Origin of the sequence: Methylobacterium litchii, from assembly GCF_038442315.1 — a bacterium.
GTDB classification, from domain to species: domain Bacteria; phylum Pseudomonadota; class Alphaproteobacteria; order Rhizobiales; family Beijerinckiaceae; genus Methylobacterium; species Methylobacterium litchii.
Genome location: NZ_JBBXMY010000001.1, coordinates 358,844 through 371,058 on the forward strand (window position 1 = coordinate 358,844; position 12,215 = coordinate 371,058).

General features: G+C 71.4%; 10 protein-coding genes. 8 read left to right on the forward strand and 2 right to left on the reverse strand.

The window, feature by feature from the left end:
- Positions 1 to 41 precede the first annotated feature (41 nt).
- The 7 genes from AAHF99_RS01820 (at position 42) to AAHF99_RS01850 (ending at position 8,109) form a co-directional block, all read left to right on the forward strand.
- Positions 42 to 2,054, forward strand: coding sequence for a monovalent cation:proton antiporter-2 (CPA2) family protein (locus AAHF99_RS01820; RefSeq protein ID WP_342162402.1), 2,013 nt, complete (start codon positions 42 to 44; stop codon positions 2,052 to 2,054).
- Positions 2,047 to 3,501, forward strand: coding sequence for an MATE family efflux transporter (locus AAHF99_RS01825; RefSeq protein WP_342162403.1), 1,455 nt, complete (start codon positions 2,047 to 2,049; stop codon positions 3,499 to 3,501). Before AAHF99_RS01820 ends, AAHF99_RS01825 begins: the two co-directional genes overlap by 8 nt.
- Positions 3,502 to 3,544: 43 nt before the next feature.
- Positions 3,545 to 4,330: a DUF937 domain-containing protein gene (locus AAHF99_RS01830; RefSeq protein ID WP_342162404.1), complete on the forward strand. Its 786-nt coding sequence runs from the start codon at positions 3,545 to 3,547 to the stop codon at positions 4,328 to 4,330.
- A gap of 138 nt (positions 4,331 to 4,468) precedes the next feature.
- Positions 4,469 to 5,773 carry a serine hydroxymethyltransferase gene (glyA, locus tag AAHF99_RS01835; protein ID WP_342162405.1) on the forward strand — a complete coding sequence of 435 codons (1,305 nt, stop codon included), beginning with the start codon at positions 4,469 to 4,471 and terminating at the stop codon, positions 5,771 to 5,773.
- A gap of 93 nt (positions 5,774 to 5,866) precedes the next feature.
- Complete coding sequence (gene nrdR / locus AAHF99_RS01840) at positions 5,867 to 6,388, forward strand: transcriptional regulator NrdR (RefSeq protein ID WP_342162406.1); 522 nt, start codon at positions 5,867 to 5,869, stop codon at positions 6,386 to 6,388.
- 17 nt (positions 6,389 to 6,405) lie between these two features.
- Positions 6,406 to 7,485 (forward strand): bifunctional diaminohydroxyphosphoribosylaminopyrimidine deaminase/5-amino-6-(5-phosphoribosylamino)uracil reductase RibD, encoded by a 1,080-nt coding sequence (gene ribD, locus AAHF99_RS01845; RefSeq protein WP_342162861.1) that lies wholly within the window; start codon positions 6,406 to 6,408, stop codon positions 7,483 to 7,485.
- Positions 7,486 to 7,488: 3 nt separating this feature from the next.
- Positions 7,489 to 8,109: a riboflavin synthase gene (locus AAHF99_RS01850; RefSeq protein ID WP_342162407.1), complete on the forward strand. Its 621-nt coding sequence runs from the start codon at positions 7,489 to 7,491 to the stop codon at positions 8,107 to 8,109.
- Between the two features lie 4 nt (positions 8,110 to 8,113).
- On the opposite strand, the gene AAHF99_RS01855 is transcribed toward AAHF99_RS01850, so the two are convergent.
- Positions 8,114 to 8,542 carry a PaaI family thioesterase gene (locus tag AAHF99_RS01855; protein WP_243959390.1) on the reverse strand — a complete coding sequence of 143 codons (429 nt, stop codon included), beginning with the start codon at positions 8,540 to 8,542 and terminating at the stop codon, positions 8,114 to 8,116.
- 231 nt (positions 8,543 to 8,773) lie between these two features.
- Between AAHF99_RS01855 and AAHF99_RS01860 the strand changes: the two genes are divergently transcribed.
- Positions 8,774 to 10,504 carry a GGDEF domain-containing protein gene (locus AAHF99_RS01860; RefSeq protein ID WP_342162408.1) on the forward strand — a complete coding sequence of 577 codons (1,731 nt, stop codon included), beginning with the start codon at positions 8,774 to 8,776 and terminating at the stop codon, positions 10,502 to 10,504.
- Between the two features lie 4 nt (positions 10,505 to 10,508).
- Here AAHF99_RS01860 and AAHF99_RS01865 read toward each other — a convergent pair whose 3' ends face one another.
- The gene (locus AAHF99_RS01865; protein ID WP_342162409.1) at positions 10,509 to 12,065 is read right to left on the reverse strand and encodes a SpoVR family protein; all 1,557 of its coding nucleotides are present in this window, start codon (positions 12,063 to 12,065) and stop codon (positions 10,509 to 10,511) included.
- Positions 12,066 to 12,215: the final 150 nt, after the last annotated feature.

The window sequence follows — 12,215 nt, forward strand, 5'->3', positions numbered from 1 at the left end:
TAAGCGATGACACCCTCCTCTGAAGTCTCCTTCGGAACGGCATGGCGACCCCCGCCGAACACGCGAGCTTTCTGCCCCCGGTCCTGACCTTCCTGGCCGCGGCCGTCGTCGGCGTGCCGGTGTTCCGCTGGCTCGGGCAGAGCGCCGTGCTCGGCTACCTCGTGGCGGGCGTGCTGATCGGGCCCTCCGGCCTGTCGCTCATCGCCGAGCCGGAGACCGCCGCCAGCGTCGCCGAGATCGGCGTGGTGCTGCTGCTCTTTATCGTCGGGCTCGAACTGCACCTCTCCCAGCTCGTCTCCATGCGCAGGGACATCTTCGGCCTCGGCGCGGCGCAGCTCGTGCTGTCCTCCCTTGTGCTCGGCGGCGCGGGCGTCCTCGCCGGCCAGCCCCTCGGCGCGGCGGCGGTGGTCGGCATCGCGCTCGCCCTATCCGCTACGGCGGTGGCGCTGCAACTCCTGGAGGAGCGGGGCGACCTCGGCAGCCCCTATGGCTCGCGCGCCTTCGCGGTGCTGCTGTTCCAGGACCTCAGCGTCGTCGGCATCCTCGCGCTGATGCCGCTCGCGGCCTCGGCCGGGCACGGGACGGGCGGGCCGTGGCTCGGCGAGGCGGCCCTCTCCACCGGGCGGGTGCTGGCGGCCATCGCCGCCGCCGTGCTCGTGGGGCGCTACGGCCTGAACCCGTTCTTCCGCCTGCTCGCGGCGAGCGGCGCCCGCGAGGTGATGACGGCGGCGGCCCTCCTCGTGGTGCTCGGCACGGCGATGCTGATGGAGAAGGTCGGCCTCTCCATGGCCATGGGCGCCTTCCTCGCCGGCATCCTGCTCGCCGAGTCGAACTTCCGCCACCAACTGGAAGCCGACATCGAGCCGTTCCGCGGCATGCTGCTCGGCCTGTTCTTCATGAGCGTCGGCATGTCCATCGACGGCGGCCTCGTGAAGACCGTCTGGCCCGCCCTGTTCGGCGCGACCTTCGCGGCGATCCTCGTGAAGGTCGCCCTCGTCGCGGGGCTGTTCCGGCTGTTCGGCTCGGACACGCTGAGCGCGCTTCGCGGCGCGGCGGTGCTGGCGCCGGCCGGTGAATTCGCCTTCGTGCTCCTGCCGCAGGCGGCCGACCTCGGCCTCACCGGCCCCACCGCGACGCGCTTCGCCGTGGCGCTCGCGGCGCTGACCATGCTGATCGGGCCGATCATGGCCAAGGGCCTCGACCGGCTGATCGACGCCCGGCTCTCGCGGGAGGCGCAGGCGGCGGCGGAGGAATCCCCCACCGAACTCACCGAGGGCGCCGCCGACGCGCGGGTGCTGGTGATCGGCTTCGGCCGGTTCGGGCAGATCCTGACGCAGGTGCTGCTCGCGGAGGGCGTGCCCGTCACCGTCATCGACAAGGACGTGGCGCAGTTGCGCGCGGCGACCCGCTTCGGCTTCCGCATCTATTACGGCGACGGCACCCGCCTCGACGTGCTGCGCGCGGCCGGCATCGGCAAGGCCGAACTTGTCTGCATCTGCGTGGACGACCGCGAGGCGGCGCTGAAGATCGTGGACATCGTCCACGAGGAATTCTCGGCGGTGCGGACCTTCGTGCGCGCCTACGACCGCCTGCACGCCGTCGAGCTGATGAACCGCGACGTGGATTACCAGATCCGCGAGACCTCCGAATCGGCGCTGGCCTTCGGCCGGGCGGCCCTCGAAGGGCTCGGCCTCTCCGCCGAGGCCGCCGCCGCGCGGGCCGAGGACGTGCGAAAGCGCGACATCGCCCGCCTCGTGCTGCAACAAGCCGGCGCCCTGCCGGAGGGCGCGACCTGGCTCGGCGGCACCGAGGCCGGCGAGGTCCGGCCCGAGCCGCTGACCCAGCCCGTGCGCCCCGCCCGCGCCCTCAACGCGCAGACCCGCGATCTCCTCGGCCAGGACCGGCGGGACGCCGCCGAGCGCGTGCTCGCCAAGCCCGTCGCCGAACCAAACGAGGCCGACGAGGTTCAGGACGGGGCCCAGGACGACCGTCACGACGACGAGGGCCTGGGCGAACCTGAACTCGAGACGGAAGGCGGCCGACGCGATGGCTGACGGACTGCCCGTGCCCCCCGGCGCGGGCCATTCGGAGCAGGGGCGCTTCGTCGCCGGCTCAATCATGCGCCACGTCCTCGTCATGAGCGCCACCGGTTCGGTGGGGCTGATGGCGATCTTCGTCGTGGACCTGATGTCCCTGCTCTACGTCTCGCGCCTGGGGGATCCGGCCCTGACGGCGGCGGTGGGCCTTGCCTCCGTGGTGCAGTTCTTCGCCACCGCCGTGAACATCGGCCTGATGATCGCGGCCGGTGCCCAGGTGGGACGAGCGCTGGGCGCGGGCGACCGGGCCCTCGCCCGGCGGCTCGCCGCCTCCTCCATGGCCCTCGGCGTGCTGGTCTCGGGGCTGCTCGCGGCCCTCATGCTGCCCTTCGCGGGTCAGCTCCTCGGCCTCGTCGGCGCACAGGGTGAGGCGCTGCGCGTCGCCCACCTGTTCCTCATGATCACCCTGCCGTCGAACGTGCTCCTCGGCCTCGGCATGCTGTTCACCGGCCTGCTGCGGGCGCAGGGCGACGCGCTGCGGGCCATGTGGGTGACGCTCGGCGGGGCCATCGTCACCGCCTTCCTCGATCCGCTGCTGATCTTCGGGGCCGGGCTCGGCGTCGAGGGCGCGGCGATCACCGTCTGCGTCGCCCGCGCGACCTTCGTCGTCATCGGCTGGCGGGCGCTCTCCCGCCATGGCCTGTTGCGGCGGCCCCGCATGGCGGAGGTCGTCGCCGACGCCCCCGGCATGGCGACCATCGCCGGGCCGGCGGTGCTCACCAACCTCGCTCCCTCGGTGGCGAGCGCCTTCCTGACGCATCTCTTCGCCGGCTACGGGCCGGATGCCATCGCGGCGGCGGCGGTGATCGACCGGCTGACGCCCGTGGCCTTCGGCGGGCTCTTCGCCCTGTCCGGGGCCATCGGGCCGATCCTGGCGCAGAACTGGGGGGCGTCCCGCTTCGACCGGATGGGCGAGACCCTGCACTCCTGCGTGAAGGCGACGCTGGTCTACGCTGCCACCGTGTGGCTGCTGCTCATCGCCCTGCGCTGGCCGCTGGCCGGGCTGTTCGGGCTGAAGGGCGACGCGGCGGAGCTGTTCGCGTTCTTCTGCCTCGTCGGCGGGGCGATCTGGTTCTTCAACGGGCTGCTCTTCCTGGGGAACGCGGCCTTCAACAACCTCGGCTTCCCCCTGCGCTCGTCGCTGCTCAACTGGGGCCGGGCGACGCTCGGCACCGTGCCGCCAGCCTATCTCGGCAGCGCCCTGTTCGGCACGCGCGGCATCGTGGCGGGGATGGGCATCGGCTCCCTCGTGTTCGGCGTGGCCGGGCTCCTCCTCGCCCGCCGCACGGTCGTCCGCCTCGCCGAACGGTCGAATACCGCTCACTCCGGCCCGGGATCGACAGGGATTGTCACCGGGGAACTGGCGTTTCCCCCCGGAGCGGGTCACGATACCCCGCACAGATGAGCGGACCCGACGGGCCGCAGGGCCGTGCGGACACCGAGGCATCATGTTCAATCCCCTCGACATGGTCCAGGCCGCCGGCGGACCCGAGATGCAGGCGATGGCGCGGCAATTCGGCCTGACGGTCGAGCAGACTCAGCGTGCCTTCGAGGCGCTGATGCCGGCCCTGACCCTCGGCCTCCAGCGCGGCGCCGGCCTCGACCCCACGGGCTTCGCGCGGATATTCTCCGCGCCGGAGACGGCCCGCACCGCGATGCCGCTGGGCCTCGACGCCCTGGGCCAGATGTTCGGGTCCGCGCAATTGATGCAGGCGGTGCTGCAGCAGGCCTCCACCGCGAGCGGCGTGGGGTCGCAGGTGCTGCGGCAGATGCTCCCGATGATGGCCGGCGCCGTGGTCGCCAGCATCGTCCACGTCATGCTCAACCAGCCCCAGGCGGAGGCATCCCGCAAGCTGGCGCCCGCCGCCGCGCCGCCAGCCTCGCCGATGGCCTTCGTATCCCTGTGGTCGGACATGGCCCGCGCCTTCATGACGCCCCCGGCCGCCGCCCCCGCGCCGACGCCCCCGCCGCCGCCGAGGCCCGCTCCGCAGATGGAGGCGCCCCGCCCACCGCAGGGCGAGACCCCCGGCGCCGACGTCATCAGCCAGATGCTCCGCACCGGCGCGGAGGTTCAGGAGCAGAATCTCAAGGCGATGCAGCAATTGTTCGAGGCGTTCTGGCCTGCCGTGGGTCAGGCGCAGGAGACGGCCGCCCCCGGCCCGAACCCTGGCGCGAGCCCCCGCGAAAAACCGGCGTCGCGGCCCCGCCGGGGACGGCCCGGCGAGGGCAGCTGACGCCCCGTTTTCAATTTTTCTCAGCCGTTCCGAAAAATGCCTGCGCTTGGCCTCACCCGGCCCGGCGTGTAGGACTCCTGTGAGAAACGCCGCCCGGCCGCGCCACGGCTTGGCACCCAATCAGAACAGAGGCACGCCATGAGCGCCGGGACCGCCGCAGACAAGCATTTCTCGAACAGCTTCTTCGCCGCCCCGCTGACGGAGGCCGATCCCGAGATCGCCCGCGCCGTCGAGCAGGAACTCGGCCGGCAGCAGCACGAGATCGAGCTGATCGCCTCGGAGAACATCGTGTCCCGCGCGGTGCTGGAAGCGCAAGGGTCGGTGCTCACCAACAAGTACGCCGAGGGCTATCCGGGCCGTCGCTACTACGGCGGCTGCCAGTTCGTGGACATCGCGGAAGACCTCGCCATCGAGCGCGCCAAGCGCCTGTTTGATTGCGGCTTCGCCAACGTTCAGCCGAACTCGGGGAGCCAGGCCAACCAGGGCGTGTTCCTCGCCCTCATGCAGCCGGGCGACACCTTCCTCGGCCTCGATCTCGCGGCCGGCGGCCACCTGACGCACGGCGCCCCGCCGAACGTCTCCGGCAAGTGGTTCAAGCCGGTCTCCTACACCGTGCGCCGGGACGACCAGCGCATCGACATGGAGCAGGTCGCCCAGCTCGCGCAGGAGCACAAGCCGAAGGTGATCATCGCCGGCGGCTCGGGCTACCCGCGCCATTGGGACTTCGCCAAGTTCCGTGAGATCGCCGATTCCGTCGGCGCCTACTTCATGGTCGATGCCGCCCACTTCGCCGGGCTCATCGCGGCCGGCGTGCATCCGTCGCCGTTCCCACACGCCCACGTCGTCACCACGACGACCCACAAGACTCTGCGCGGCCCGCGTGGCGGCATGATCCTCACGAACGACGAGGCGCTGGCCAAGAAGTTCAACTCGGCGATCTTCCCCGGTCTCCAGGGCGGCCCGCTGATGCACGTCATCGCCGGCAAGGCGGTGGCCTTCGGCGAGGCGCTGAAGCCCGAGTTCAAGATCTACGCCCGTCAGGTGGTGGAGAACGCCAAGGCGCTCGCCGACACGCTGATGTCCGGTGGCTACGACATCACCTCCGGCGGCACCGACAACCACCTGATGCTGGTCGATCTGCAGCGGAAGGGCCTCACCGGCAAGGCGGCGGAAGCCGCGCTGTCGCGGGCGCACATCACCTGCAACAAGAACGGCGTGCCTTTCGACACGCAGAAGCCGACGATCACGTCGGGCATCCGCCTCGGCACCCCGGCCGGCACCTCGCGCGGCTTCGGCGTCGCCGAGTTCAAGCAGATCGGCGGCTTCATCGTGGAAGTGCTGGACGGGCTCGCCGCCAAGGGCGAAGCCGGTGACAGCGCTGTCGAGGAGAGCGTGAAGCAGAAGGTTCACGCCCTCACCGACCGCTTCCCGATCTACGGCTGACCTTTCCGGTTCAGCGCCCCTGCGCTACGAGACGGCCGCGGATCACCCCGATCCGCGGCCGTCTTCGTTTTTGCCCCTGAGAGAACCCGCCCGATGCGGTGCCCCTATTGCGGCGGGTCCGACACGCAGGTGAAGGACTCGCGCCCCTCCGAGGATGGCGCCGCCATCCGCCGCCGCCGGGTCTGCCCGGATTGCGGAGGGCGCTTCACCACCTTCGAGCGGGTGCAGCTGCGCGAACTCACCGTGATGAAGCGCTCCGGCAAGCGGGTGCCCTTCGACCGGGACAAGCTTCAGCGCTCCATTGACGTGGCCCTGCGCAAGCGCGCCGTCGAGCCGGAGCGGATCGAACGCCTCGTCAGCGGCATCACCCGCCAGTTGGAGAGCGCGGGCGAGGCCGAGGTTGCCTCGGAGGCGATCGGCGAATTGGTGATGGCGGGGCTCAAGGGCCTCGACGACGTCGCCTACGTGCGCTTCGCCTCGGTCTACAAGAATTTTCGCGAGGCCAAGGATTTCGAGGACCTGCTCGGCACCCTCGGCGGCACCCTGGTGCCCGCCCTCGAGCCGGAGCCCGAACCGGAGGCGAAGCCCGCCCCCCGCCGGGGCCCGAAGCCGTGAGCCGCGACGCCAATCTCATGCGCCTCGCCCTGGCGCTGGGGCGCCGCAACCTCGGGCGGACATGGCCGAACCCCTCCGTGGGGGCGGTCGTGGTCGCGCCGGAGACCGGCACGATCCTGTCCGCCGCCGTCACGGCGCCGGGCGGGCGGCCCCATGCCGAGACGCAGGCGCTGGCCCAGGCCGGCGCGGCGGCGCGGGGGGCCACCCTCTACGTCACCCTGGAGCCGTGCTCCCATCACGGCCGCACGCCGCCCTGCTCGGAGGCGATCATCGCCGCCGGGATCGGGCGGGTGGTGAGCGCCCTCGAAGACCCGGATCCCCGGGTCGCCGGGCGCGGCCACGGCCTGCTGCGCGCGGCGGGCGTCACCGTCGAGACCGGCCTGTGCCGGGAGGAGGCGGCCCGCGATCATCGCGGCCACGTCACCCGCGTCACCCTCGGGCGGCCGATGCTGCACCTGAAGCTCGCCCGCACCCGCGACGGGTTCGCCGCCGGGGCCGGCACCGAGCGGCTGCGCATCACCGGGCCGGTGGCGGATGGGGCGGTGCATCTGTGGCGCGCCCATGCCGACGCCATCCTCGTCGGGATCGGCACGGCGCGGGCGGACGACCCCTCGCTCACCGTGCGCCTCCCGGGGCTCGCCGCGCGCTCGCCCCTGCGGATCGTGCTCGATTCGGACTTGCATCTGTCCCCCGCGAGCGTGCTGGCCCGTACCGCGCGGGACGTGCCGGTGCTCGTCCTCACCACCCGCTCCGCGCCGGTCCATGCCCGCCGCGCCCTCGAATCGCTCGGCGTCGAGGTCCTGCCGGTCGCCACGGGCGCGCAGGGGCTGATCGACCTGCCGGCGGCTCTGGCCGTTCTCGGCGAGCGCGGCCTCACCCGTCTGTGCAGCGAGGGCGGCCCCCGCCTTGCGGAGTCGCTGGCGCAGGCCGATCTCATCGATGCGGTGACGCTGCTCACCGGCCCGACCACGGCGGGGCCGGAGGGCGGGCTGCCCGCCATCGGCCCCGTCCTGGCCAGCCGGATCGCCGCCTTCGCCACGGCCGAGGATCTCGTCCTCGGGCAGGACCGGGCCGTCACCTACGAACGGAGCGTCTGAGACATGTTCACGGGTCTCGTCAGCGATGTCGGTACGATCCTCTCGGTGTCGGGGGAGGGCGACCTGCGCCGCATCGCCATCCGCTGCGCCTACGATCCGGCGGGGATCGCGCTTGGCGCCTCCATCGCCTGTTCCGGCCCCTGCCTCACGGCGGTCTCCATCGCCCCGGACGAAGGCGGCGCCGTGTTCGAGGTCGATGCGGCGGCCGAGACCCTGGCGCGCACGAATGTCGGGGCCTGGGCGCCGGGCCGCCGGATCAACCTCGAACGCTCCCTCAAGATCGGCGACGAACTCGGCGGCCATCTCGTCACCGGCCACGTGGACGGGCTCGCGGAGATCGTCGCCCGCGACGCGGTGACGGACGGGGCCTGGGGTCCGAGCGAGCGCTTCACCCTGCGCGCGCCCCCGGCGCTGGCGAAGTTCATCGCCGAGAAGGGCTCGGTCTGCCTCGACGGCACGTCGCTCACCGTGAACACCGTCGATGGCGACCTGTTCTCGGTGCTCCTGATTCCCCACACGCTTCAGGTCACGACCTGGGGCGAGCGGAGGAAAGGCGACGCCGTGAACCTCGAAGTGGATCTCATCGCCCGCTACGCCGCCCGGCTCTCCGAGGCGCGGGTCTGATTCCCTAGCGCGGCGGGATCGAGTAGGTGCCCGTGGCGTGGCAGACCACATCCGGGTGGCCGACGGCCGTGATCGCGACCTCGCCCATGGCGAGGCGCCGCCCGAGCTTCATCAGCCGGCACTCCGCCTGAAGGTCGCCGGAGGCGGGCTTGCGCAGGAAGTTAAACGTGAGGTTGGTTGTCACCGCCAGGGCGACCGGGCCGATATTGGCGAGGATCGCCGCGTAGAGGGCGTAATCGGCCAGCGCCATCATCGCCGGGCCCGAGACCGTCGCGCCCGGCCGGAGGAAGCGTTCGTGCGCTTCGAGCCGCATCCGCGCCGTGAGCGGACCCACCGCTTCCAAATGATAGGCCCGCCCGCCGGCCTGCATCTGCGGAAATTCGCTGTCGAGGAAGGCCTGCGTTTCCGCGAGGCTCATGATCGTGCCGCTCATGCAAGTCTTGCAGCATGAGTGGCCGCGCGGCGCAATCGTGGCCGGCACACTATCCGCACCCGGATGACAGCCACGCGAAATTGACAGCCTTCGATTGTTTTCGGTCCCGCCTCGCGAGCATTCGCCGGCTCGACTTCATCTATCGTTGTGTTGTTTGCGCTAAAAACGGTCGCTGAGCCCCAGATGCTCCCGCCCTGCCTGGGCGGGCGGTCCGGGCCCTCCCGGACTGGCATGGCGGCGACGATCAGAATCCAGCATCTTCAGTGGGTCGTGGGGGCGGTGGCGGCGTTCGGCTGCACGACCCTCGGCGGCACCCTGGTCGCGTCCAACCTCACCGAGTTGAGCCGGGTGGGGCGGGCGGTGGAGGATGCGTCGCGCTTCGGCCTCGTCATGGCCGCCACCGACATGATTTCCGCCGAGCGCGGCCCCGCCAACGCGGCGATGGACCCGCTCGGGCCCTCCACCGAGGAGAGCCTGCGCCGCCTCGCCGCCATCCGCGCCGCCACCGACGCGCGCCTCGCGGAGGCCCGGGCCGCCGCCGGGCCGGACGCGGCGGCGTTCGAGCCCGTCGCACGCCTCCTCGCCGAAGGCCGGGCCAAGGTCGATGCCATCTGCGCCAGGGCGCCGGAGGAGCGATCCGGCCCGACGATCTCGGCGGCGATCCGGGCCATGTTCGCCGTCGCGGACGAGGCGGCGACGCTCCGCAGCGAGTTCGGCCGGCGGCTCCTGCGCCACGCGCCGGAGGTCGGCGCCGAGGTGCTGCTGCAGGCTGAGGCCAGCACCCTGCGCGAGCAGGCCGGGCGGCTCGGCTCCTACGCGGTCATGATGCTGACAGGCGGCCTGCCCAGCGACGAGGCCCGCCTCGAAGTCACGCGCACCCGCAGCACGCTCCGGCATCTGTGGCTGAACCTCGCCACGTTCGGGAAGAACCACGCCGACGATCCCGCCATCGGCGAGGCGCTGGAGCGGGTGAGGACGGAATTCTTCGCCGGCAGCGTGCCGATGGCGATGGATGTGTTCGCGGAGCCGACCCTGAGGGGCAGCGCCGCCGAGTTCACCCGCCGCTACGTGCCGGGCCTCGCCGCCCCCACCGAGTTGAAGGACCGCCTCGGCGCGCTCACCCTGCGCCGGATCGAGAAGGCCCGCGAATCGGCCATCGGGGCGACCCTCGCCTCGGCCGGCATCACCGCCTCGGTGGTCATGGCCCTGCTCTGGCTCGGCCTCACCTTCCGCAATCGCCTGTTCCGGCCGCTCGCCGCCATGCGCGAGGAGATCCTCGCCCTGTCGGTCGGGCGGCTGGAGGAGCCCGCGCCGAGGGCGCCCTGCGGCCCGGAGGTGGACGGCATGTTCGCCGGTCTCGCCGTGTTGCGCGGGGAATTGCGGCGCAAGGTCGTGCTCGAACGGGCGCGGCGGCGCACGAACCGCAACCTCAAGGTCCTTGCCCAGACCGACTCGCTGACGAGCCTCCTCAACCGGCGCGCGGTGTCGGATCAGGCCCCGGCGATGATCGAGCAGGCCGCGCGGTCGGGGCTGCCCGTCGCGGCGATCCTCGTGGACATCGACCATTTCAAGATGGTCAACGACCGCTACGGCCATGCCGGCGGCGATGCCGTGCTGCGGCGGGTGGCGATGGCGCTGAAATCCGTCGCGCGGCCGGGCGACCTCCTCGCCCGTTACGGCGGCGAGGAGTTCCTGATCCTCGCCCCCGGCCTCGATGAGGCGGCGGGGCTGGAGATGGCGGAGCGGATGCGGACCCGCCTCGGCGCACCGGATGCGCGGCAGGGCGGGCCTCCCGTCACCGGAAGCTTCGGCGTCGCCTGCCGCGAACCGGATTGCGCCCGCGACTGGGAGGCCCTGGTCGCCCGCGCCGACACGGCCCTGTACCGAGCCAAGCGCCTCGGCCGGAACCGCGTCTGCACCGAGGCGCCCGCCGCCGCGCTCGTCCACGCCCAGCGGGCGTGAGGCGTCAGAAGAAGATCGGTCGGGCGCTGGCGCTCATCTCGCTGAGGACGGTGCCGTTGGCCTCCACCTCCTTGAGCACCACGTCGTAGCCCCAGAGGTCGGCGAGGTGCTGCAGCACCCGGCGGGCGTCGTCCTTCTGCAGGGTGATCTTGTTGAGCACCTTGTGGTGCAGGACGAGGCGGCGGTCCCCTTCGAGGTCGACGTCCACCACCTCGATGTCGGGATCGAGCCACGCCACGTCGTATTGCCGGGCGAAGGAGCGGCGCAGGCGGCGGTAGCCGCGCTCGTCGTGGATCGCTTCGACCCGCAGGGCCTGCTCGTCGGGATCGTCCACCACGTGGAACAGGCGCAGGTCGCGCATCAGCTTGGGCGAGAGGAACTGCGCGATGAAGCTCTCGTCGCGATAGTTCTCCCAGCAGTCGCGCAGCACCTCCATCCCGTCGCCCCGCCCGGCGATGTCGGGGAACCACTCCCGGTCTTCGTCGGTCGGCGTTTCCGCGATCCGGGCGATGTCCTGCATCATCGCGAAGCCGATCGCGTAGGGGTTGTGCCCGCCATAGGACCGGTCGTCGTAGTTCGGCTGACGGATGACGTTGGTGTGGGATTGCAGGAATTCGAGATAGGCGGCCTCGGTGATCTGGCCGGTCTCGGAGAGGGCGTTCATGATCCGGTAGTGGACGTAGGTCGCGCAGCCCTCGTTCATCACCTTGGTCTGGCGTTGCGGGTAGAAGTACTGCGCCACGAGGCGCACGATCCGCAGGATCTCCCGCTGCCAGGGGCGCAGGCGCGGCGCCACCTTCTCCAGGAAGTAGAGGATGTTCTCCTGCGGCAGTTCCAGCAGGGCGCGGCGGCGCTCGGCGGCCATGTCGGAGGGGGCGGCGCCCGGCTTGTTCGGCAGGGTGCGCCAGAGGTCGTTGTAGATCTGCTCGCCGTGCTCCACTCGCTCGCGCTCCCGGCGCTGCTCGGAGGCGAGGTCGGGCCGCTTCTTGCGTGGGTAGCGGTGGACGCCCTGGCTCATCAAGGCGTGGGCGGCGTCGAGCATCTGCTCTACCGCCTGGTGGCCGTAGCGCTCCTCGCAGCGGGCGATGAAGCCCTTGGCGAAGTCGAGATAGTCGAGGATGCCCTCGGCGTCGGTCCACTGCCGGAAGAGATAGTTGTTCTTGAAGAAGTGGTTATGCCCGAAGGCGGCGTGGGCGATGACGAGCGTCTGCATCGTCGCCGTGTTCTCCTCCATCACGTAGGAGATGCACGGGTCCGAGTTGATGACGATCTCGTAGGCCAGCCCCATCAGGCCGCGCCGGTAGCCCGATTCGTGCTGGGCGAAATGCTTGCCGAAGGACCAGTGCTTGTAGAACAGCGGCATGCCGATGGAGGCATAGGCGTCCAGCATCTGCTCGGCGGTGATGATCTCGATCTGGTTCGGATACCAGGACAGCCCGAGCCGCCGCGCCTCGACCTCGCAGGCATCGTGAATGCGGCGGATGGTGTCGAAATCCCAATCGTTGCCGGTGAACAGGGGTTTGTCGGCGCGGATGATCGGCGGGGGGGCGAGGCGGGTCATGGCATCTCCCGAAGGATCTCGGACATCTCCCTCCCCCCTCTGCGGGGGAGGGTGGCCCCCGAAGGGGGTCGGGAGAGGGGAGCGACGGCGCAGGATGCGGCGCCGCCCGTCGTCAAACGCCTGCCCCGTCCGGCACCGGCGCTCCCCTCT

Coding starts and splice junctions, on each gene's coding strand:
- AAHF99_RS01820 (WP_342162402.1), top strand. CDS start 42: ATGGCGACCCCCGCCGAACACGCGAGCTTTCTGCCCCCGGTCCTGACC.
- AAHF99_RS01825 (WP_342162403.1), top strand. CDS start 2,047: ATGGCTGACGGACTGCCCGTGCCCCCCGGCGCGGGCCATTCGGAGCAG.
- AAHF99_RS01830 (WP_342162404.1), top strand. CDS start 3,545: ATGTTCAATCCCCTCGACATGGTCCAGGCCGCCGGCGGACCCGAGATG.
- glyA (WP_342162405.1), top strand. CDS start 4,469: ATGAGCGCCGGGACCGCCGCAGACAAGCATTTCTCGAACAGCTTCTTC.
- nrdR (WP_342162406.1), top strand. CDS start 5,867: ATGCGGTGCCCCTATTGCGGCGGGTCCGACACGCAGGTGAAGGACTCG.
- ribD (WP_342162861.1), top strand. CDS start 6,406: ATGCGCCTCGCCCTGGCGCTGGGGCGCCGCAACCTCGGGCGGACATGG.
- AAHF99_RS01850 (WP_342162407.1), top strand. CDS start 7,489: ATGTTCACGGGTCTCGTCAGCGATGTCGGTACGATCCTCTCGGTGTCG.
- AAHF99_RS01855 (WP_243959390.1), bottom strand. CDS start 8,542: ATGAGCGGCACGATCATGAGCCTCGCGGAAACGCAGGCCTTCCTCGAC.
- AAHF99_RS01860 (WP_342162408.1), top strand. CDS start 8,774: ATGGCGGCGACGATCAGAATCCAGCATCTTCAGTGGGTCGTGGGGGCG.
- AAHF99_RS01865 (WP_342162409.1), bottom strand. CDS start 12,065: ATGACCCGCCTCGCCCCCCCGCCGATCATCCGCGCCGACAAACCCCTG.